This is a genomic window from Geodermatophilus sp. SYSU D00710 (assembly GCF_054050195.1).
This window is the reverse complement of sequence record NZ_JBJGYX010000016.1, coordinates 1-21,195: the sequence shown is the minus strand read 5'-3', so window position 1 is coordinate 21,195 and position 21,195 is coordinate 1. Positions and strand designations below refer to the sequence as shown.

The window sequence follows — 21,195 nt, the reverse complement described above, 5'->3', positions numbered from 1 at the left end:
CCGGTCACGCCGGCCCGCGGGAGAGCGCACCGCCGTCGAGCACCAGCGTCTGGCCGGTGACCCAGCCCGCGCCGAGCAGGTAGGCCGCGGCCTCGCCCACGTCCTCGGGCTCACCGAGGCGGCCGACGGGGTAGGCGCGGGCGGCCTCCGCCTCGCGGCCCTCGTACAGCGCGCCGGCGAACCGGGTCTTCACGACGGCCGGGGCCACCGCGTTGACCGTCACCGTGGGGCCCAGCTCGACGGCGAGCTGGGTGACCAGGTTGACCAGCGCCGCCTTGCTCACCCCGTAGCCGGCGATGTTCGGGGAGGCCTTGAGCCCGGCCACCGACGCCACCACGAGCACCGAGCCGCCGTGCTCGCCCATCCACGCCCGCCAGGCATCCTGCACCAGGCCCAGCGTGCCGACGACGTTGGTGTCGAGGATCTTGCGGAAGGCGTCGAGGTCGAGGTCCACCAGCGGGCCGTAGACCGGGTTGATGCCGACGTTGCCGACCAGGTGGTCGAGGCTGCCGAAGCGCTCGACCGCGGTGCGCACGGCCTCGGCGCGGTGCGCGGCGTCGCCGGCGTTGCCCGGCACCCCCACCGCGACCTCGGGGCCGCCGAGCGCGGCGACCGCCTCCTCCAGCGCCTCGGCCTTGCGGGCGGTGAGCACCACCCGGGCCCCCCGGTCGACCAGGCTGCGGGCGATCGCCAGCCCGATGCCGCGGCTGCCGCCGGTGACCAGCGCGGTGCGTCCCTCGAACGTGCCCACCGAACCCCCTCGTGTCCGCCGGCCACCGCGTCGGCGCCGGTGTCGCGCACACCGTAAGGACCGGCCCGTCCACCGCCCGCGCCACCCCCGGAGGCGGAGTGACCCACTCCACAGGCCCGGCGCGTTGCAGGCGACGGCGGGCCGTCACACACTCGCCATCAGCGCGTCGCCCGCGTGACACACCCGGTCGCAGCAGGCCTCCCGCCGGCACCACCCCGCACGACCCCGCACACCCGGGACGACGACGTCGGCCCGGCCACCGAGTCCGGTACCCGCCAGGGACTGGAACGAGAGGTGACCGCGATGCCTGCTGCCCGCAGGACCCCCCGCGCTGCCGGGCTCCCGCCCGCCGACAGCGCTCCCGCCCGGCTCCGCGTCGGGGTCATCGGGGCCGGCCGTGTCGGGTCGGTCCTGGGCGCCGCCCTCGCCACCGCCGGCCACGACGTGGTCGCCGCCTCCGGCGTGTCCACCGCCTCCGCCGAGCGTGCGGCCCGGCTGCTGCCGGGTGTCCCGCTGCTGCCCGCCGACGAGGTCGTCGCCGCCTCCGACCTCGTCGTCCTCGCCGTCCCCGACGACACGCTGGCCGGCCTGGTCGCGGGCCTGGCCGGTACGGGCCACTGGCGGGCCGGCCAGATCGCCTTCCACACCTCCGGCGCGCACGGCCTGTCGGTGCTCGGGCCCGCGGAGCAGGCCGGCGTCCTGCCGCTCGCGCTGCACCCGGCCATGACCTTCACCGGCGCCCCCGAGGACGCCGACCGGCTCACCGGCGCGCCGTTCGGCGTCACCAGCCGACCCCTGCACCGGGCGGTCGCCGAGACCCTGGTGCTCGAGATGGGCGGCGAGCCGTTCTTCGTCGCCGAGGCCGACCGGCGGCTCTACCACGCCGCGCTGGTCACCGGCGCGAACCACCTGGTCACCCTGGTCGCCGAGGCGGCCGACCTGCTGCGCAGCGCCGGCGTCGACAGCCCCGCCCGCGTGCTCGCCCCGCTGCTCACCGCCGCGCTGGACAACGGGCTGCGGCGCGGCGACCGCGGGCTCACCGGCCCGGTCAGCCGCGGCGACGTCGGCACCGTCGCCGACCACCTCGAGACGCTCACCGACCGGGCCCCGGCGTCGGTGGCCGCCTACGTGGCGATGGCCCAGCGGACCACCGAGCGGGCGCTGGCGGCCGGCCGGCTCAAGCGGCACGAGGGTGCGCCCCTGCTCGACCTGCTCTACGAGGCCGCGGACCCGGCGGGCTCCCGGTGAGCTCTCCTCCGGCCGTCGCCGGGACCGCCGCGGAGCTGCGCGAGGTGGTCGCCGGCCTGCCCGGCCCGGTCGCCCTGGTGCCCACCATGGGCGCGCTGCACGAGGGGCACCGGACGCTGGTGCGCGCCGCCCGGGAGCGGGCCGGCAGCGTCGTCGTCTCGGTGTTCGTCAACCCGACCCAGTTCGGGCCCGGCGAGGACCTCGACCGCTACCCCCGCACCTGGGACGCCGACCTCGCCGCGCTCACCGAGGAGCGCGCCGACGTCGTCTTCCACCCGCCGGTCGGGGAGGTCTACCCGTCCGGCGCGCTCGGCGTCACCGTCGACCCCGGCCCGCTCGGCGGCGTGCTCGAGGGCGCGGTGCGGCCCGGGCACTTCGCCGGCGTGCTGACCGTCGTCGCCAAGCTGTTCGGCCTGGCCCGGCCCGACCTCGCGTTCTTCGGCGAGAAGGACTACCAGCAGCTCACGCTCGTGCGCGCGATGGTGCGCGAGCTCGCGCTGCCGGTGGAGGTCGTCGGCGTCCCCACCGTCCGCGAGGACGACGGCCTGGCGCTGTCGAGCCGCAACCGCTACCTCGCGCCCGACGAGCGGGCCCGCGCCGCGACGGTGCACCGGGCGCTGTGCGCCGGCGCGGATGCCGGGCCGCGGGGCGCGGGCGCCGTCCTCGCCGCCGCGCGGGAGGTCCTCGCCACCGCGCCCGAGCTGGTGCCCGACTACCTCGAGCTCACCGACCCCGACCTCGGCCGCGCCCCCGCGGCCGGCCCCGCCCGCCTGCTGGTCGCCGTCCGCGCCGGCAGCACCCGACTCCTCGACAACACCGCCGTCCGACTGGGAGGCCCCCGATGATGCGCACGATGCTCAAGTCCAAGATCCACCGGGCGACGGTGACCCAGGCCGACCTGCACTACGTGGGCTCGGTGACCGTCGACGAGGACCTGCTCGACGCGGCCGACCTGCTGCCCGGCGAGCAGGTGGCGATCGTCGACGTGACCAACGGCGCCCGGCTGGAGACCTACGTCATCCCCGGCGAACGGGGCAGCGGCGTCATCGGCATCAACGGCGCCGCCGCGCACCTGGTGCACCCCGGCGACCTGGTCATCCTGATCAGCTACGGCCTCATGGACGAGACCGAGGCCAAGGCCTACATCCCGAAGGTCGTGCACGTCGACGGCGCCAACCGCGTCGTCGAGCTCGGCGGTGACCCCTCGGCCCCGGTGCCCGGCGCCCAGGACCACCGGCGCAGCGACCTGGGCGTGCCGGTCCGGTGACCACGCTGGCGGCCGACCCGGTGGTCGGGCTGCCCACCCGGCTGGCCGCGCCGGCGCCCGGGTGGGAGCTGTCGGCCGACGTCTGCGTCGTCGGCTCCGGCGTCGCCGGGCTGTGCGTCGCGCTGCACGCCCGTGCCGCGGGCCTGTCGGTCGCCGTGGTCACCAAGGTCCGGGTCGACGACGGCTCGACCCGCTGGGCGCAGGGCGGCATCGCCGCGGTCCTCGACCCGGCCGACACCCCGAAGGCGCACGCCCGCGACACCGAGGTGGCCGGCGTCGGGCTGTGCGAGCCCGACGCGGTGCACGCGCTGGTGACCGAGGGCCCGGCACGGCTGCACCAGCTCATCGACTGGGGCGCCGGCTTCGACCGCGACCCCTCGGGCCGGCTCCTGCTCACTCGCGAGGGCGGGCACTCCGCCGACCGGATCGTGCACGCCGGCGGCGACGCCACCGGGGCCGAGGTCATGCGGGCGCTGTGCGAGGCCGTGCACGCCGACCCCGGCATCACCCTCGTCGAGCACGCGATGGTGCTCGACCTGCTCACCGACGCCACCGGGCGGGCGGCGGGGGTCACCCTGCACGTCCTCGGCGAGGGCACCGAGGACGGCGTCGGCGCGGTGCGCTCGCGCGCCGTCGTGCTCGCCACCGGCGGGATGGGGCAGGTCTACGCCGCCACCACCAACCCGCCGGTGTCCACCGGTGACGGCGTGGCGCTGGGCCTGCGGGCGGGGGCCGTCGCCACCGACCTGGAGTTCGTGCAGTTCCACCCGACGTCGCTGTACCTGGGCCCGGGCGTGCGCGGCCAGCAGCCGCTGGTCAGCGAGGCGCTGCGCGGCGAGGGCGCGGTGCTGCGCGACGGCGCGGGGGAGCGGTTCATGCTCGGCGTCCACCCGCTGGCCGAGCTCGCCCCGCGCGACGTGGTCGCCAAGGCGATCACCCGGGTGCAGCTGCGCGACGGGGTGGACCACGTCTGGCTCGACGCCCGCGGCATCGACGGCCTGGCGCAGCGGTTCCCGACGATCGTCGCCCGCTGCCGGGCGGGCGACGTCGACCCGGTCACCGAGCTGGTGCCGGTCACGCCCGCCGCGCACTACGCCTCCGGCGGGCTGGTCACCGACCTGTCCGGGCGCACGACCGTCGCGGGCCTCTACGCGTGCGGGGAGGTGGCCTGCACCGGGGTGCACGGGGCCAACCGGCTGGCGTCGAACTCGCTGCTCGAGGGGCTGGTCTTCGCCGCCCGCATCGGCGCGGACCTGGCCCGCTCGCTGCCGCCGTCGGCCCCCGCGGTCGACGCGGCGCCGGCGACCGGCGGGCTGCTCGACCCGGCCGGCCGCCGCGTGGTCACCGACACGATGTCCGGCCGCGTCGCGGCGCTGCGCTCGGGCGCCGGGCTGGCCGAGGCCACGCACACGCTGGCCGGCCTGGCCGCCTCGCTGGCCGGCGGGCCCGGTGCGGCGCCCGGCGTGGACAGCTGGGAGGCCACCGGGCTGCTCACCGTGGCCAGCGCGCTGACCGCGGCGGCCACCGCGCGGGAGGAGACCCGCGGCTGCCACTGGCGCGAGGACCACCCCGACAGCGAGGACCGGTGGCGGCTGCACCTCGACGTCCGCCTCGGCGGGGACGGGCGGCTGTCGCTGACCCGCCGCCCGGTGGGCGCGCCGGTGGTGCCCCCGTGGTGACCGTCGACCCGCGCTCGCTCGAGGGCACGGGCCTGTCGGAGGCGTGGGTCGAGGAGCTGGTCGAGCGCACGCTGGCCGAGGACCTCGCCGGGGGCGCGGTGCTGCCGAGCGAGCCGGACCTCGCCGTCGCCCTGGACGTCACCAGCGCCGCCACCGTCCCCCCGGCGCAGTACGGCACCGCCGACCTGGTCGCCCGCGCCGACGGTGTCGTCGCCGGCCTGCCGGTCGCGGCCCGGGTGTTCACCAGGCTCGCCCCCGGCGCCACGCTCACCGCGGGGGCCGCCGACGGCGACCGGGTGACCCGGGGCGACGTGCTGCTGACCGTGCGCGGGCCGGTGCGGGCGCTGCTGGCCGCCGAGCGGAGCGCGCTGAACATCGCCAGCCGCGCCAGCGGCATCGCCACCGCGACCCGGGCCTGGGTGGACGCCGTCGAGGGCACCGGCGCGGTCGTCCTCGACACCCGCAAGACCACGCCCGGCCTGCGCCCGCTGGAGAAGTACGCCGTGCGCTGCGGCGGCGGGTCGAACAAGCGCATGGGCCTCTACGACGTCGCGATGGTGAAGGACAACCACGTCGCCGCCGCCGGCTCGGTGGCCGCCGCGGTGGCCGCCGTCCGCGAGCGGGCGCCGCGGGTGCCGGTGCAGGTGGAGGCCGACACCCCGGCCCAGGCGGTCGAGGCGGTCGAGGCCGGCGCCGATTTCCTGCTGCTGGACAACATGCCCCCCGCGCGGCTGCGCGAGGTGGTCGCGCTGGTCGGGGGCCGCGCGGAGCTCGAGGCCACCGGCGGGCTGACCCTCGCCGTCGCCCGCGAGGTCGCCGCGACCGGGGTGGACTTCCTGTCGGTGGGCGCGCTCACGCACTCCGCGCCGATCCTCGACCTCGCCCTCGACCTGCGGAGCTGACCGGCCGTGCTGCTCACCGTCGACGTCGGCAACAGCCAGACCGTGCTGGCCACCTTCGACGGCGCCCGCCGGGTCGGCTGCTGGCGGGTCACCACGCACCCGCGGGCCACCTCCGACGAGCTGCGGATGCTCTGGCGCGGCCTGCTGCGCGACACCGAGGTCACCGGCGTCGCCGCCTGCTCGACGGTGCCGGCCCTGCTGCCGGCGCTGCGCGGGCTGCTGGAGTCCCTCGAGGTGCCGGTCGTGCTCATCGGCCCCGGCGTGCGCACCGGCGTCCCGCTGCACGTGGACAACCCGCGCGAGGTCGGCGCCGACCGCGTGGTCACCGCGCTGGCCGCCCACGAGCTGTTCGGCACCGCGCCCGACGGGCGCTCCCGGCCGGTCGTCGTCGTCGACTTCGGCACCTCGACCAACGTCGACGCCGTCGGACCGGACGGGCAGTTCCTCGGCGGCGCGCTGGCGCCGGGCCTCGAGGTCAGTCTGGAGGCGCTCGCCTCCCGCGCCGCGCAGCTGCGCTCGGTCGAGCTGACCGTCCCGGCGCAGGCCATCGGCAAGAACACGGTCGCCGCCCTGCAGTCGGGGGTCGTGCTCGGCTTCGCCGGGCTGGTCGACGGCCTGGTCGACCGGATCGGCGCCGAGCTGGAGGCGCAGTTCGGCCGCGCGCCGGTCGTCGTCGCCACCGGCGGGCTGGCGCCCCTGGTGGCCGACAGCTGCCGGTCGATCGGCGCCCGGGAGCCCGACCTCACGGTGCACGGGCTGCGGCTGGCCTTCGCGCGCCAGCAGGCGGCCGGCCGCCGGTAGCCGCCGGGGTGGTGCGGCGCACGCCCGTAGGCTCGGGCGCCGTGAGCGACCTGCCCCCCGGCCCCCCGGACGACGAGCTCCCCGAGCAGCTGCGCGTGCGGCGCGCCAAGCTCGACCGGCTGCGCGAGGCCGGCACCGACCCCTACCCGGTCACGGTGGGGCGCACGACGTCGCTGGCCGACGTCCGCGCCAAACACCCCGACCTCGAGCCCGACACGATGACCGGTGAGCGGGTCGGCGTCACCGGCCGGGTCATCTTCAGCCGCAACACCGGCAAGCTCTGCTTCGCGACGCTGCGCGAGGGCGACGCCGAGCTGCAGGTCATGCTCTCCCGCGACCGGGTCGGGGAGGAGGCGCTCGACGCCTGGAAGGCCGACGTCGACCTCGGCGACCACGTCTTCGTCGAGGGCGAGGTCGGGACGTCGCGGCGGGGCGAGCTGTCGGTGTTCGCCGACTCCTGGCGGCTGGCCGCCAAGGCGCTGCGGCCGCTGCCGGTGGCGCACAAGCCGATGAGCGAGGAGCTGCGGGTCCGCCGCCGCTACGTCGACCTCATCGTCCGCGACGAGGCGCGCCGGACCGTCCGCCAGCGGGCCGCGGTGGTGGCGGCGCTGCGGGCCGGCCTCACCGCCCGCGGGTTCCTCGAGGTCGAGACGCCGATGCTGCAGACGGTCCACGGCGGTGCCGCGGCCCGGCCGTTCCGCACCCACATGAACGCCTTCGACCTCGACCTGTACCTGCGGATCGCACCGGAGCTGTTCCTCAAGCGGTGCATCGTGGGCGGGCTGGAGAAGGTCTTCGAGATCAACCGCAACTTCCGCAACGAGGGCGCCGACAGCTCGCACTCGCCGGAGTTCGCGATGCTCGAGTTCTACGAGGCCTGGACCGACTACGCCGGCGTCGCGCGCACCACCCGGGAGCTGGTCCAGGAGAGCTGCGCGGCGCTGTTCGGCGACCACACCGCCCGCCACCACGACGGCACCGAGATCGACCTGTCGGGGGAGTGGCCGCAGGTCCCGCTGTACTCCCTGGTGTCCGGCGCCGTCGGCGAGGAGGTCACCCCGGAGACGCCGGTCGAGCACCTGCGGGCCCTCGCGGAGCGGCACGCCGTCGGCGTGGACCCGGCCTGGCTCCCCGGCAAGGTGGTGGAGGAGCTGTTCGAGGCGCTGGTGCAGGACTCCCTGCAGGCGCCGACCTTCGTCGTCGACTACCCCGTGGACACCTCGCCGCTGACCCGCGCGCACCGCACGACGCCGGGCCTGGCCGAGAAGTGGGACCTCTACATCGGGGGCGTCGAGCGCGGGACCGGCTACTCCGAGCTCGTCGACCCCGTGGTGCAGCGCGAGCGGTTCACCCAGCAGGCGCTGCTGGCCGCGGCGGGCGACCCGGAGGCGATGGTCCTCGACGAGGACTTCCTCGAGGCCCTCGAGTACGGCATGCCGCCCAGCGGCGGGGTCGGGATGGGCATCGACCGGCTGATGATGACGCTCACCGGTCTCGGTATCCGGGAGACGATCCTGTTCCCTTTGGTGCGGCCGATTTCCTGAACCGCGCGTCCCGATCGGACGCTTTCTCCCCGAATTGGGCGAACCGCGGTGCACAATTCGTCCTATTGCGCCGTCGTGTGGTGGAATGGCCGCGTTGTCCGCGAGGACGGCGACCAATCGTCCGGCCACGGGGGCCGAGAAGGAGTGAGGCAGAAGGAATGGCACGCAAGGTCCAGGTGATCCTCAGCGACGACCTCGACGAGGACGTCCCCGCCGACGAGACGGTGAGCTTCTCCCTCGACGGCACGAACTACGAGATCGACCTGTCGGAGAAGAACGCCAAGGAACTGCGTGACGCGTTCTCCCGTTACGTGCAGGCCGCCCGCAAGGTCGGCCGCGGGAGCGGCGGCCGGGCCTCCGGTGGCGGCCGTTCCCGCGCCACCGGCGGCGGTCGCATGGACCGCGAGCAGGCCGGCGCCATCCGCGAGTGGGCCCGCAAGAACGGCCACGAGGTCAGCGACCGCGGCCGCATCCCCGCCAGCGTCGTCGAGGCCTACGAAGCGGCCCACTGAGGAAGGACCCCCTCGCCCCCCACCCCTCGCTCCGCTCGGGGTGGGCCCCTGCGAGGGGGCCGTTCCAGCAGGTCACCCCGCTCGGGGTGGGCCCCTGCGAGGGGGCCGATCCAGCAGGTCACCGACGGCCCGGCACCCACTCGGGTGCCGGGCCGTCGGCGTCCCTGCCGCGACGCGCCGTCCGCTGTCGGCGTAACCGGATCGGAACACCGCCCGTGCACCATCGGTTGACCCGGACAGCCACCCACCGCCCGCCGGTCGAGGCCGACAGGACGGCGTGGTCCGTGACTACAGTGGAAAGACCGGTGCCCCAGCGCGCCGACGGACGTCGGGTGCTCCTCTCCACGAGCGGGGAGGGCAGTGCCGGACCAGCCGGTCAGAGGAGAAGCAGCGCATGTTCGAACGGTTCACCGACCGAGCCCGACGGGTGGTCGTCCTGGCGCAGGAAGAGGCCAGGATGCTCAACCACAACTACATCGGCACCGAGCACATCCTCCTGGGCCTCATCCACGAGGGTGAGGGCGTCGCTGCCAAGGCCCTCGAGTCCCTCGGCATCTCGCTCGAGGGCGTCCGCCAGCAGGTCGAGGAGATCATCGGCCAGGGCCAGCAGGCCCCGTCCGGGCACATCCCCTTCACGCCGCGGGCGAAGAAGGTCCTCGAGCTGTCCCTGCGCGAGGCCCTGCAGCTCGGTCACAACTACATCGGCACCGAGCACATCCTGCTCGGCCTGATCCGCGAGGGCGAGGGCGTCGCCGCGCAGGTCCTGGTCAAGCTGGGTGCCGACCTCAACCGCGTCCGCCAGCAGGTCATCCAGCTGCTCTCGGGCTACCAGGGCAAGGAGCCGGCCGCGGCCGGCGGCCCCTCCGAGGGCACCCCGTCGACGTCACTGGTGCTCGACCAGTTCGGCCGCAACCTGACGCAGGCCGCCCGCGACTCCAAGCTCGACCCGGTCATCGGCCGGTCGAAGGAGATCGAGCGGGTCATGCAGGTCCTCTCGCGGCGGACCAAGAACAACCCCGTCCTCATCGGCGAGCCCGGCGTCGGCAAGACCGCCGTCGTCGAGGGCCTGGCGCAGGCCATCGTCAAGGGCGAGGTCCCCGAGACGCTGAAGGACAAGCAGCTCTACACCCTCGACCTCGGCGCGCTGGTCGCCGGGTCGCGCTACCGCGGTGACTTCGAGGAGCGCCTGAAGAAGGTGCTCAAGGAGATCCGCACCCGCGGCGACATCATCCTGTTCATCGACGAGATCCACACCCTCGTCGGTGCCGGTGCCGCCGAGGGCGCGATCGACGCCGCCAGCATCCTCAAGCCGATGCTGGCCCGTGGTGAGCTGCAGACGATCGGTGCCACCACGCTCGACGAGTACCGCAAGCACCTGGAGAAGGACGCCGCCCTCGAGCGCCGCTTCCAGCCGATCCAGGTGGGCGAGCCGACGCTCACCCACACGATCGAGATCCTCAAGGGCCTGCGCGACCGCTACGAGGCGCACCACCGGATCAGCATCACCGACGGCGCACTCGTCGCCGCCGCCACGCTGGCCGACCGGTACATCTCCGACCGCTTCCTGCCGGACAAGGCGATCGACCTGATCGACGAGGCCGGTGCCCGGATGCGGATCAAGCGGATGACCGCGCCGCCGGACCTGCGCGAGTTCGACGAGCGGATCGCCGGCATCCGGCGCGAGAAGGAGTCCGCGATCGACGCGCAGGACTTCGAGAAGGCCGCCTCGCTGCGCGACAAGGAGAAGCAGCTCCTGGGCGAGAAGGCCGAGCGCGAGAAGGCGTGGAAGGCCGGTGACATGGACGTCGTCGCCGAGGTCGACGACGAGCAGATCGCCGAGGTGCTGGCCAACTGGACCGGGATCCCCGTCTTCAAGCTCACCGAGGAGGAGACCACGCGTCTGCTCCGCATGGAGGAGGAGCTCCACAAGCGGATCATCGGCCAGGAAGAGGCCATCAAGAGCGTCAGCCAGGCGATCCGGCGCACCCGCGCGGGCCTCAAGGACCCGCGTCGCCCCGGTGGCTCGTTCATCTTCGCCGGCCCCTCGGGTGTCGGTAAGACCGAGCTGGCCAAGGCGCTCGCGCAGTTCCTCTTCGGTGAGGACGACGCCCTCATCCAGATCGACATGGGCGAGTTCCACGACCGGTTCACCGTGTCGCGTCTGGTCGGTGCGCCTCCCGGCTACGTCGGTTACGACGAGGGTGGCCAGCTGACCGAGAAGGTGCGGCGCAAGCCGTTCTCGGTGGTCCTCTTCGACGAGATCGAGAAGGCGCACGCCGACGTGTTCAACACGCTCCTGCAGGTGCTGGAGGACGGCCGGCTCACCGACGGTCAGGGCCGGATCGTGGACTTCAAGAACACGATCCTGATCCTCACGACCAACCTCGGGACGCGGGACATCTCCAAGGCCGTGGGGCTGGGCTTCCAGGTCGGCAACGACACCCAGTCCAACTACGAGCGGATGAAGAACAAGGTCAACGAGGAGCTCAAGCAGCACTTCCGGCCGGAGTTCCTCAACCGCATCGACGACATCGTCGTGTTCCACCAGCTGACCGAGGACGAGATCATCGAGATCGTCGACCTCATGGTCGCCCGCGTGGAGAGCCAGCTGGCGAACAAGGACATGTCGCTGGAGATCACGCAGGACGCCAAGAAGCTGCTGGCGGCCCGCGGGTTCGACCCGGTGCTGGGTGCCCGGCCGCTGCGCCGGACCATCCAGCGCGAGATCGAGGACGCGCTGTCGGAGAAGATCCTCTACGGCGAGCTGACCGCTGGTCAGATCATCGTGGTGGACGTCGAGGGCGAGGGCCCGACCGCGAAGTTCACCTTCCGCGGCGAGGCCAAGCCGATCGACGTGCCCGACACGCCCCCGGTGGCGCTCACCGTCGGCGACGACGAGGACGGCCAGGGCGGCACCACGTCCCTGGAGAAGAAGTAGTCCCACACCGCACCACCGACGAGGGCCGTCTCCCGCACCGCGGGGGGCGGCCCTTGCCGCGTCTGGGGTCGGCGCCACGATCAGGTGACCTGATCGTGGCGCGTCCTCCCGCACGGTGGGACGTGGGGGAGGACGCATTGCGGTGAGGGAGGACGGCGGGCGGCGGGGTCGGGCGGGGAGGGTGGACCGGCCACGGCGCCGGGAGCGGTGACCGTCTCCCGCGCGATCGGCCACCTGCCCGCCACGGACCACTCCGCGACGACGTCGCCGGCCGGTGTGGTCTCCGTCTCCCGGCGATCCGGTCAGCGGGCGGCGGCGACCGGGCCGAGGTCCACGGCGCGGTGCACCCAGGTGCCGGTGACGACCATCCCGACCCGCTCGTAGAGGCCGAGGGCGCCGGTGCGGGTGTCGGTGGACAGCTCGCAGCGCGTGGCGCCGTGCCGGCGGGCGTTGGCGAAGGCGTCCGCGAGGAGGGCCCGGGCCAGCCCGAGCCCGCGCCGGTCCCGGCGCACCGCGAGCTTGTCGACGTAGCCGTCGGGGCCACCGGTGACCAGGAAGCAGGCACCGACCACGTCGCCGTGCGGGGCCGCGACGACCCGCAGGTGCCACGGCTCGAAACCGGGGCGGCGCACGGTCGTCGCGGCGAAGTCCTCGAACGACCGCCGGTCCCGCTGCGACCACTCGAGGAAGGCGTCCTCGACCACCGTCCAGGCGGCCCGGTGGTCCGCCTCGCCGGCCGCCGTCCGGATGGAGTACCCGTCCGGCAGGGGCTGGGCCTCGATCCGCGTGTCCTCGGGGAGCTCCAGCAGCCACGAGGTCCACCGGACGTCGTAGCCGAGGTGCGCCAGCAGGACGTCCGCGGGGGAGCCCTGGGGCACGGACATGCCGAGGACCGGGGCGCCGCGTTCGCGTGCCAGCTGCCGGGTCCAGGCCGCCAGCGCCGTGCCGATGCCCCGTCCGCGGTACTGCGGGTGCACGGCGGCATCACCACGTCCCTCGCCCGAGACCTCGGCGTAGGCGACCAGTCGGCTGCCGTCGAAGACGCCGAGCGTGCTGGCGGGTACGTCGAAGCTGGGGCGCTGCCAGTCCCCGACGATGTCGGCCTCCTCGATCTCGAGGGTGCCGATGTCGTGCAGCTCCTGGGCGGCCATCACCTCGTAGACCGCACGGGCGTCTCCGGCGGTCAGGGGTCGGGCGGTGAGCTCCCCGGGCAGCTGCACGGGCCCAGTGAACCGCGCCGCGGGGCCGTCGCACGACCGGTTCGGTGGCGCGAGGCGTCGCGGGCGGTCAGTGGGGGAGTCGGAACCGCCCGTCGGCGGACTGCTCGACCAGCCCGTCGGCCAGCAGCGAGTCCAGGCAGCGGGCGCGCTGCACGACGTCGTCCCACGCGGCGTCGAGGGCCTCGGCCGGCACCGGGCCGTCCGCGGCCCGCAGGACGTCGAGCAGCCGGCCGCGCACCTGCCGGTCGGTCCCGGCGAAGCGCTGCACCCGCCGCGGCGGCCCGTCGGCGGCCGGAGAGCCCGCCAGCCGCCAGGCGCAGCGCTCGCGCACCGGGCAGACGGCGCAGCGCGGCGTCCGGGCGACGCAGACCAGCGCGCCGAGCTCCATGGCCGCCACCGAGAACCGGCAGGCCCGCTCCCGGTCGGCCGGCGCCAGCGCCGCGACGTCGGCGAGGTCGGACGCCCGCGCGGTGCCCGCCTCGGCGCGGCCGTGCACCAGCCGGGCCACGACCCGGCGCACGTTGGTGTCCACGACCGGCTGGGGCTGCCCGTGGCCGAAGCAGGCCACCGCCCGGGCCGTGTAGGTCCCCACGCCCGGCAGGGCCTCCAGGGCCGCCACGTCGGCCGGGACGGTCCCTCCGTGCCGCTCGGTCAGGGCGACGGCGGTCTCGCGCAGCCGCAGCGCCCGGCGCGGGTAGCCGAGCTTGCCCCAGGCGCGGATGACCTCCGCCGGCGAGGCGTCGGCCAGGTCCGCCGGCGTGGGCCAGCGCGCCATCCACGCCGTCCACACCGGCTCGACCCGCGCCACCGGTGTCTGCTGCAGCATCACCTCGCTGACCAGCACCGCCCACGGGTCCACCCCGGGACGCCGCCACGGCAGGTCCCGGGCGGCGGTGTCGTACCAGTCGACGAGGGCGTCCCCGAGTCCGGCCGTGCTGCTCACGGGGGTCCAGTGTGCCCGGCCCGGTCGGCGGCGTGCCCCGTGCGGCGGCGGGACGAGGGGGCACTACCGTCCGTCTCGTGCTGCACCCGGTCGGACCGCTGCCGTCCGCCGTCTACTGGCGACGGCGCCTGCTGGTGCTGGCCGTGCTGCTCGCCGTGCTCGGCGGTGGCGGCTGGCTCGGCGTCTCGCTGCTGACCGGCTCCGGGGACAGCGCCGCGGCGGCCGGCTCGTCGTCCTCCCCGGCGGGCACCCCCGCGCTGGACCGGGTGGTCCCCTCGCTGGCCAGCGTCCGGACGCCGACCCCGCCGCCCAGCACCACCCCGCCGCCACCGCCGCAGCCGCCCACTCCACCGGCGCAGCAGGCCGACGCGCCGTGCGGGGACGACGTCATCGCCCTCGAGGTCCGCACGCCCGGCACGGTGCCCGCCGGGTCCGCCCCGGTGCTCGAGCTCGTCGTCACCAACACCGCGACCGTGCCGTGCACCCGGGTGCTGGACAAGCAGCTTCAGGAGATGGTGCTGCTCGACGGCGCCGGCGCCCGGCTGTGGGGCAGCAACGACTGCCGGCCCGAGACCAGCAGCGACACCCGCACGCTGGCACCGGGTGAGCAGGTCGTCTTCCCGCTGACCTGGAGCGGCCTGACCAGCGAGCCGACCTGCACCGCGGCACGCGTGCCGGTGGGGCCAGGGACCTATGTGGTGCGAGCGCGGCTGGACACCAAGACCAGCCCGGACGCCCCCCTGCAGGTCACCTGACCTGTGGCCCCTGCGGGGTCCTTCGTTCAGCTGTAGCGGTCGAGGATCGAGGTCTCGGCCAGCCGGGACAGCCCCTCGCGGATGCCGCGGGCCCGGGCCTCGCCGACGCCGTCGACGGCCAGCAGGTCCTCGATGGTGGCCGCCAGCAGCTTCTGCAGCCCGCCGAAGTGCTCGACCAGCCGGTCGATGATCGCGGCCGGCAGGCGCGGCACCCGGGCCAGCAGCCGGTAGCCGCGCGGGCTGACGGGGGAGTCCAGCGCGTCGGCCGAGGTGGGCAGGCCGTAGCAGCGGGCGACCGCGGAGAGGTCCAGCAGCTCGGTGGCCGACAGCGTGCGCAGCTCGGCCAGCACGTCCTCGATGGTCCGCGGGCGGCGGGCGGCACCGCCGGGCATGTAGTCGCGCACCAGCAGTGCGCGGTCCTCCTCCACGCCGGCGAGCATCTCGTCGAGCTGCAGCGCGAGGAGCCGGCCGTCGGTGCCCAGCTCGACGACGAAACCCTCGATCTCGTCGGCGATCCGGCGGACCATCTCCAGCCGCTGGCTGACGCTCATCGCGTCGCGGACGGTGACCAGGTCCTCGATCTCCAGCGCCGACAGGGTGCTGGCGACCTCGTCGAGCCGCAGCTTGTAGCGCTCCAGCGCCGCGAGGGCCTGGTTGGCGCGGGCGAGGATCGTCGTCGGGTGCTCGAGGGTGTACCGCCGGCCGGCGACGTAGACGCTGATGATGTGCATCGACTGGCTCACCGAGATCACCGGGAAGCCGGTCTGCACGGCGACCCGCTCGGCGGTCCGGTGACGGGTGCCCGACTCCTCGGTGGGGACCGTCGGGTCGGGCATGAGGTGCACGCCCGCCCGCACGATGCGCAGGCCGTCGGAGGAGAGGATGACCGCGCCGTCCATCTTGGCCAGCTCACGCAGCCGGGTGGCCGACAGCGCGACGTCGAGGGCGAACCCGCCGGTGCAGATGGACTCCACGACCCGGTCGTAGCCCAGCACGATCAGCGCACCGGTGCGGCCGGCCAGGATCCGCTCCAGCCCGTCGCGCAGCGCCGTGCCCGGGGCGATGCGGCCGAGGAGTTCGCGCAGGGCGACCTCGGAGTCCACAGCGGGGGGCACGGGCGCTCCTGACGTCGTCGCGGTTCGACCGCCGAGTCTACGGGTCCCGCGTCGCGGCGGGTCGGGAGCGGGGTGCGGGCGCCCGGACACCGAGCGCCGCAGCCGGCCTCATCCGGGGAACAACCCGGCCAGCGCCGCACCGAGGTCGGGGACCTCCATCAGCCGCATCCCCTTGGGTGCCGTCCCGGCGTCCGGCGGCACGAGCGCCAGCCGGTACCCCTGGCGGGCCGCCTCGGCCAGCCGCCGGCCGGTGCCGCCGACCCGGCGGATCTCGCCGGACAGGCCCACCTCGCCCAGCGCCACCATCCCCTCGGGCAGCGGGGTGTCCTTCGACGCCGACGCGATGGCCAGCGCCAGCGCGAGGTCGGCCGCCGGCTCGGCGATCTTCACGCCGCCGACCGAGGCGGCGAACACGTCGGCGTCGGCCAGCCGCACCCCGCCGCGGCGCTCGACGACGGCGTTGACCATCGCGACCCGCTGGGAGTCCAGCCCGCTCACCGCCCGGCGGGGCGAGCCGCCGCCGGCGCTGGTGGCCACGAGCGCCTGCACCTCGGCCAGCAGCGGCCGGCTGCCCTCCATCGTCACCGTGACGCAGCTGCCGGGCACCGACGCGGTGCGGCGGGAGACGAACAGGTGCGACGGGTCGGGGACGCCGACGACGCCGCGGTCGCCGATCTCGAAGCAGCCGATCTCGTCGGCCGGGCCGAAGCGGTTCTTCGTGGCCCGGACCAGGCGCAGCGTGGAGTGCCGCTCGCCGTCGAAGGAGACGACCACGTCGACCAGGTGCTCGAGCGCCCGCGGGCCGGCGATCGCGCCGTCCTTGGTGACGTGTCCGACCAGGATCGTCGTCATCCCGCGCGACTTGGCGACGGCGGTCAGCGCCGTGGCGACCGCGCGGACCTGGGAGGCGCCGCCGTCGGTGCCGTCGACGGCGGGAGAGCGGACGGTCTGCACGCTGTCGAGCACCAGCAGCGAGGGGGCGACCTGCTCCACGTGCGCGAGGACGGCCGACAGTTCGGTCTCGGCGGCCAGGTAGAGCCGCTCGTGCAGCGCGTCGATCCGCTCGGCGCGCAGTCGCACCTGCGCCGCGGACTCCTCGCCGGACACCACCAGCGTGGGGCCGCCTGAGTCCGCGACCCGGTGGGCGACCTCGAGCAGCAGCGTGGACTTGCCCACCCCGGGCTCGCCGGCGACCAGCACCACCGCGCCGGGGACCAGGCCGCCGCCGAGGACGCGGTCGAACTCGGGGATGCCGGTGGCCACCGCGCGGGCGCCGGTGAGCTCGACCTGCGCGATCGGCCGGGCCGGCGCGGTGACCGGGCCGGCGGCGACCGCCCGCAGCGCGGGCGCCGTGGCGCCGACCTCCTGGAGGGTGCCCCAGGCCTGGCACTCCGGGCAGCGGCCGACCCACTTCGCCGACGCGTAGCCGCACTCGGTGCAGCGGTGGGCGGGACGGGCGGGCTTCACTCCGGAGGGGGGCACCCCGTCACGGTAGGTGGGGGGACCGACAGTCCCGCCTCACTCGGCCTGGGTGTCCTCCTCGCTCTCCGGGTTCTCGGCCTCGCCGGCCTCGCCCTCGTGGAAGTCGAAGGCCTCGCCGCGCTCGAGCTCCTCCTCGGGCTGGCCCACGAGCGCCTCGATCTCGATCTCCCCGGCCTGCTCGAAGGTCAGCGTCAGGGGCAGCGTCTGCCCTGGCGTCAGCGGCTCGGCGAGGTCCTGCAGCGTGATGGTCGCGTCGCCGTCCTGGCCGATGTACAGCGCCGTGTCGGCGGGGATCTCCAGCGACAGGTCCGAGCCGCCCGTGGCGCCGGTCGTACCGGGCGCGGGCGCGGTGGTGGGCTGGTTGCCCGCCGGGGACGACGGCGACGGGGTCGGGCCGGTGCCGGAGACCCGGATGCCCGAGAAGCCCTCGCCCTCGATCCCGGTGAGGGTCTCGTCCTCGTTCGAGGCGTTGACGATGGTCATGACCAGCACCGCGTCGTCGCCCTCCTCGTAGGCGTTCTCGTCGGGGTAGGCGATCAGCACCTGGCGCAGGAGGACGTCCTCGACCTGGGCCTGCGGCCCGACCTTGTCGCGGTCCTGGGTGCCGGTCTGCGAGACCTGCCCGGCGCTGCACGCACCGAGCGCGACGGGGCTGATCACGAGAGCACCCGTCAGGGCAGCGCGCAGCGCGCGGTTCACGGCGGTCGACCTCCAGCGAGAGACGTGCCGGCCACCGTGGGTCTCGATGGCCCGAGTCGCGCCGAGCGTAACGGTCCACCCACCATGTCCGCCGGGAGGTGAGGCCGATGCGGGGCCCGGGACCGCGCGCCGGCGCGGAGGAGCACGACCCCGCGCTCGCCGACTTCCCCGAGCGGTCGCCCGCGACGCGACGATGGCTGTTCGCCGACCAGCTCGGCCCCCACTTCCTCGACCGGCCCGACCAGCCGGTGCTGCTGGTCGAGTCGAAGGCCGTGTTCGCCCGGCGCCGCTTCCACCGGCAGAAGGCGCACCTGGTGCTCTCCGCGCTGCGCCACCGGGCCGCCGAGCTGGGGGAGCAGGCGCACCTGCACCGGGTCGTCACCTACGCCGAGGCGCTGGACCGCTACGACGAGCCGCTGAGCGTCTGCGCGCCCACCACCTGGAGCAGCCGCGACCTCGTCCTCGCGCGCCCCGGCGTCGAGGTGCTGGCCGCCCGCGGGTTCGTCAGCTCGCAGGGCGAGTTCGCGCGGTGGGCGCAGGGGCGCGGCCGTCGCCGCCTGCTCATGGAGGACTTCTACCGCGATGCCCGCCGCCGCCTCGACGTCCTCATGGACGGCGCCGAGCCGCTGGGCGGGACGTGGAACCTCGACGCCGAGAACCGCGAGCCCCCGCCGCGGGACGGCCGCTCGCCGGCACCGGAGCCGTGGTGGCCCGCCGAGGACGAGATCGACGAGCAGGTGCGCGCCGACCTCGACCGCTGGGAGGCCGACGGCGAGGTCTCCTTCGTCGGTGACGACGGCCCGCGGCTGTTCCCGGTCACCCGCGAGGAGGCGCTCACCCGGCTGCACGACTTCCTCGCCGCGCGGCTGGGCGCCTTCGGCCCGCACGAGGACGCGATGCTCGCCGACGAGCGCTGGCTGGTCCACTCGCTGCTCTCCCCGGCGATGAACCTCGGCCTGCTCGACCCGCTGGAGGTCGTGCGCGCCGCCGAGGCCACCGCGCGCGCCCGCGCCGCCGCCGGCGACCCGCTGCCGCTGAACTCCGTGGAGGGCTTCGTCCGGCAGGTCATGGGCTGGCGCGACTACATCTGGCACACCTACTGGCACTTCGGCCGCCACTACCGGCACGCCAACGCCCTGCGGGCGCTCGAGCCGGTGCCCGGGTGGATGGCCGAGCTCGACGACTCCGCCGTCGACGCCGCCTGCCTGTCCGGCGTGCTGGGCGACCTGCGCCGCGACGGCTGGGTCCACCACATCCCCCGGCTGATGGTGCTGGGCAACTACGCGCTGCAGCGCGGCATCGACCCGCGGGAGCTGACCGACTGGTTCCACCGCACCTTCGTCGACGGCTACGACTGGGTGATGGTGGCCAACGTCGTCGGCATGAGCCAGCACGCCGACGGCGGGGCGCTGGCCACCAAGCCCTACGCCGCCGGGGGCGCCTACATCGACCGGATGAGCGACTACTGCGGCCGCTGCCCCTACGACCCCCGGCAGCGCCTCGGCGACGACGCCTGCCCCTACACCGCCGGCTACTGGGCCTTCCTCGAGCGCAACCGCGAGCGGCTGGCCGGCAACCAGCGGATGCGCCGTCCGCTGCAGGGCCTCGACCGGCTGCGCGACCTGCCGCTGGTCGTCGAGCAGGAGGCCGCCCGCGGCACCAGCGCCCCCTGATCGGGGGACGGCGGTCCAGTTCCGCGGCGTCCCTGCCGATGCCCTCTCCGCACACGGAGAGACGGCAGGGAGGCGCGGATGGCGGTCGGACCGGCGTTCGACGACGTCCTCGCGGCGGCCCGGGCGGGCGCGGCGTGGGGGTTCGAGGTGCTGTACCGGGACCTCTCGCCGGTGGTCACCGGTTACCTGCGGCTGCACGGCGCGCTGGAGCCCGACGACCTGGCCAGCGAGACCTTCCTCGCCGTCTTCCGCGGCCTGGGCGGCTTCCGCGGGGACGAGGAGGCGCTGCGCTCGTGGGTGTTCACCATCGCCCACCGGCGGCTGGTCGACGACTGGCGCCGGCGCAGCCGCCGTCCGCACCTGGCCGACGACGCCGCCGACCTGCTGCCCGAGACCGCCGGCGGGGACGTGGAGGACGACGTCCTGACGCGGCTGGGCACCGAGGCCGTGCACCGGCTGTGCGCGGGGCTGCCCGCCGACCAGCGCTCGGTGCTGCTGCTGCGGGTGCTCGCCGACCTCACCGTCGAGCAGGTGGCCGCGGTGATGGGCCGCTCGGTGGGCTCGGTCAAGGCACTGCAGCGGCGCGGCCTGCGCCGGCTGCGCGCGGAGCTCGAGCCGGCCGGCACCACCCCTGCGGGTGAGATCGGGGATGCGGGCGCACCCCTCCCGGCCCGTCCGGCGATGACGGGGGCGAGATGACCACGCCAGCCGACGCCCGTGCCGACGAGCAGGCCCTGGCCGCGTTCTCCGACGCGGTCCGGGCCTGCGCCACCGCACCCGGGCGGCCGAACGCGGCCCTGGCCGAGCTGCTGGCGACCGGTCTGCTCACCGACCAGTCGGAACCGTCCACGCGGACGGCCGGGCACCCCGCCCGGGCCTCACGGAAGAGACCCCGCATGCTGCTGACCACCCTCACCGCCAAGCTCGCCGCGGCCGGCATCGCCGCCAAGGCGGCCGCCGCCACCGGCGTCGTCGCCGTCGCCCTGACCGGTGCGGCCACCACCGGCACCTTCTCCACCGCGGAGCCCCCCGCGTCCGTCGAGAGCGGCGACCCGGCCGCCGTCGACCCGCTCGACCCCGCCGACGGCGGTGCCGCCGACGGGACCGTGGACGACGGCGAGGACGGCCAGGAGCCGGTGGCCGAGGCGCCCGTCGAGGAGCCGGTGGCCGAGGAGCCGGTGGTCGAGGAGCCCGTGACCGAGGCGCCCGTCGAGGAGCCGGTGGCCGAGGAGCCCGTCGTCGAGGCGCCGGTGGCCGCCCCGGAGCGGACCGAGGAGGAGTGGGCGACGGAGGGCCCGGCCGCCGGGCAGTCCCACGGCGACTGGGTGAGCGAGGGCGCCCGCAACGGCTGGGTGACCGGCGAGCGGGTCAGCGGGCAGGCCCACCAGCGCAACGCCGAGCGCAAGGCCGCCCGCGAGCAGGCCGCGCAGCCGCCGGTGACCGAGCCCGCCGCGCCCGTGGTGGAGGAGGCGGCCCCCGCGCCCGCCCCGGCGCCCGCGCCGGCCCCCGTCGCCCCCGGCAACGGGAACGGCAACGGCAACGGCAACGGCAACGGCAACGGCAACGGCCGGAAGTGACGCCCTCGGGGGGGGGGGGGGGGGGGGGGGGGGGGGGGGGGGGGGGGGCGGGGGGGCGGGGGGGGGGGGGGGGGGGGGGGGGGGGGCGG

19 protein-coding genes are annotated in these 21,195 nt (G+C 75.5%); 13 read left to right on the top strand and 6 right to left on the bottom strand.

Annotation, left to right across the window (positions count from 1 at the left end):
* Positions 1-4: 4 nt before the first annotated feature.
* On the bottom strand, positions 5-751 hold the full coding sequence (locus tag ACI78U_RS09830) for an SDR family oxidoreductase (protein WP_456875121.1): 747 nt from the start codon (positions 749-751) through the stop codon (positions 5-7).
* 303 nt (positions 752-1,054) lie between these two features.
* Between ACI78U_RS09830 and ACI78U_RS09825 the strand changes: the two genes are divergently transcribed.
* The 9 genes from ACI78U_RS09825 to ACI78U_RS09785 all read left to right on the top strand — a co-directional run bounded on the left by ACI78U_RS09825 (position 1,055) and on the right by ACI78U_RS09785 (position 11,642).
* Positions 1,055-1,999 carry a Rossmann-like and DUF2520 domain-containing protein gene (locus tag ACI78U_RS09825; protein WP_456875120.1) on the top strand — a complete coding sequence of 315 codons (945 nt, stop codon included), beginning with the start codon at positions 1,055-1,057 and terminating at the stop codon, positions 1,997-1,999.
* Positions 1,996-2,844, top strand: a complete 849-nt coding sequence (gene panC, locus ACI78U_RS09820; protein WP_456875119.1) for a pantoate--beta-alanine ligase — start codon at positions 1,996-1,998, stop codon at positions 2,842-2,844. Before ACI78U_RS09825 ends, panC begins: the two co-directional genes overlap by 4 nt.
* Positions 2,841-3,266, top strand: a complete 426-nt coding sequence (gene panD / locus ACI78U_RS09815; protein WP_456875118.1) for an aspartate 1-decarboxylase — start codon at positions 2,841-2,843, stop codon at positions 3,264-3,266. The genes panC and panD overlap by 4 nt, the downstream gene beginning before the upstream one ends.
* Positions 3,263-4,945, top strand: a complete 1,683-nt coding sequence (locus ACI78U_RS09810; RefSeq protein ID WP_456875117.1) for an L-aspartate oxidase — start codon at positions 3,263-3,265, stop codon at positions 4,943-4,945. The genes panD and ACI78U_RS09810 overlap by 4 nt, the downstream gene beginning before the upstream one ends.
* Complete coding sequence (gene nadC, locus ACI78U_RS09805; RefSeq protein WP_456875116.1) at positions 4,939-5,847, top strand: carboxylating nicotinate-nucleotide diphosphorylase; 909 nt, start codon at positions 4,939-4,941, stop codon at positions 5,845-5,847. Before ACI78U_RS09810 ends, nadC begins: the two co-directional genes overlap by 7 nt.
* A 6-nt stretch (positions 5,848-5,853) precedes the next feature.
* The gene (locus tag ACI78U_RS09800; protein WP_456875115.1) at positions 5,854-6,648 is read left to right on the top strand and encodes a type III pantothenate kinase; all 795 of its coding nucleotides are present in this window, start codon (positions 5,854-5,856) and stop codon (positions 6,646-6,648) included.
* 41 nt (positions 6,649-6,689) lie between these two features.
* On the top strand, positions 6,690-8,192 hold the full coding sequence (gene lysS / locus ACI78U_RS09795; RefSeq protein ID WP_456875114.1) for a lysine--tRNA ligase: 1,503 nt from the start codon (positions 6,690-6,692) through the stop codon (positions 8,190-8,192).
* A 158-nt stretch (positions 8,193-8,350) separates the two neighbouring features.
* Entirely contained in the window at positions 8,351-8,704 is a 354-nt protein-coding gene (locus tag ACI78U_RS09790) for a histone-like nucleoid-structuring protein Lsr2 (RefSeq protein ID WP_456875113.1), read from the top strand.
* 394 nt (positions 8,705-9,098) lie between these two features.
* Positions 9,099-11,642, top strand: a complete 2,544-nt coding sequence (locus tag ACI78U_RS09785) for an ATP-dependent Clp protease ATP-binding subunit (RefSeq protein ID WP_456875112.1) — start codon at positions 9,099-9,101, stop codon at positions 11,640-11,642.
* Positions 11,643-11,944: 302 nt separating this feature from the next.
* On the opposite strand, the gene ACI78U_RS09780 is transcribed toward ACI78U_RS09785, so the two are convergent.
* Together ACI78U_RS09780 and ACI78U_RS09775 are read right to left on the bottom strand one after the other, a co-directional pair.
* The gene (locus tag ACI78U_RS09780) at positions 11,945-12,862 is read right to left on the bottom strand and encodes a GNAT family N-acetyltransferase (protein ID WP_456875111.1); all 918 of its coding nucleotides are present in this window, start codon (positions 12,860-12,862) and stop codon (positions 11,945-11,947) included.
* Between the two features lie 67 nt (positions 12,863-12,929).
* On the bottom strand, positions 12,930-13,805 hold the full coding sequence (locus tag ACI78U_RS09775) for an A/G-specific adenine glycosylase (protein ID WP_456875110.1): 876 nt from the start codon (positions 13,803-13,805) through the stop codon (positions 12,930-12,932).
* Positions 13,806-13,882: 77 nt separating this feature from the next.
* Between ACI78U_RS09775 and ACI78U_RS09770 the strand changes: the two genes are divergently transcribed.
* A complete protein-coding gene (locus tag ACI78U_RS09770; protein WP_456875109.1) occupies positions 13,883-14,560 on the top strand; it encodes a MucR family transcriptional regulator in 678 nt (225 codons plus the stop codon).
* A gap of 26 nt (positions 14,561-14,586) precedes the next feature.
* On the opposite strand, the gene disA is transcribed toward ACI78U_RS09770, so the two are convergent.
* The 3 genes from disA to ACI78U_RS09755 form a co-directional block, all read right to left on the bottom strand.
* Positions 14,587-15,675, bottom strand: a complete 1,089-nt coding sequence (gene disA / locus ACI78U_RS09765) for a DNA integrity scanning diadenylate cyclase DisA (protein WP_456875108.1) — start codon at positions 15,673-15,675, stop codon at positions 14,587-14,589.
* Positions 15,676-15,783: 108 nt separating this feature from the next.
* Positions 15,784-17,157, bottom strand: coding sequence for a DNA repair protein RadA (gene radA / locus ACI78U_RS09760; protein WP_456875107.1), 1,374 nt, complete (start codon positions 17,155-17,157; stop codon positions 15,784-15,786).
* 36 nt (positions 17,158-17,193) lie between these two features.
* On the bottom strand, positions 17,194-17,817 hold the full coding sequence (locus ACI78U_RS09755; protein WP_456875106.1) for a hypothetical protein: 624 nt from the start codon (positions 17,815-17,817) through the stop codon (positions 17,194-17,196).
* A 146-nt stretch (positions 17,818-17,963) separates the two neighbouring features.
* Here ACI78U_RS09755 and ACI78U_RS09750 point away from each other — a divergent pair, with 146 nt between their 5' ends.
* The 3 genes from ACI78U_RS09750 to ACI78U_RS09740 all read left to right on the top strand — a co-directional run bounded on the left by ACI78U_RS09750 (position 17,964) and on the right by ACI78U_RS09740 (position 21,106).
* Positions 17,964-19,529: a cryptochrome/photolyase family protein gene (locus ACI78U_RS09750; RefSeq protein ID WP_456875105.1), complete on the top strand. Its 1,566-nt coding sequence runs from the start codon at positions 17,964-17,966 to the stop codon at positions 19,527-19,529.
* Positions 19,530-19,607: 78 nt separating this feature from the next.
* A complete protein-coding gene (locus tag ACI78U_RS09745) occupies positions 19,608-20,228 on the top strand; it encodes an RNA polymerase sigma factor (RefSeq protein WP_456875104.1) in 621 nt (206 codons plus the stop codon).
* A complete protein-coding gene (locus ACI78U_RS09740) occupies positions 20,225-21,106 on the top strand; it encodes a hypothetical protein (protein WP_456875103.1) in 882 nt (293 codons plus the stop codon). The genes ACI78U_RS09745 and ACI78U_RS09740 overlap by 4 nt, the downstream gene beginning before the upstream one ends.
* The last annotated feature ends 89 nt before the right edge of the window (positions 21,107-21,195 follow it).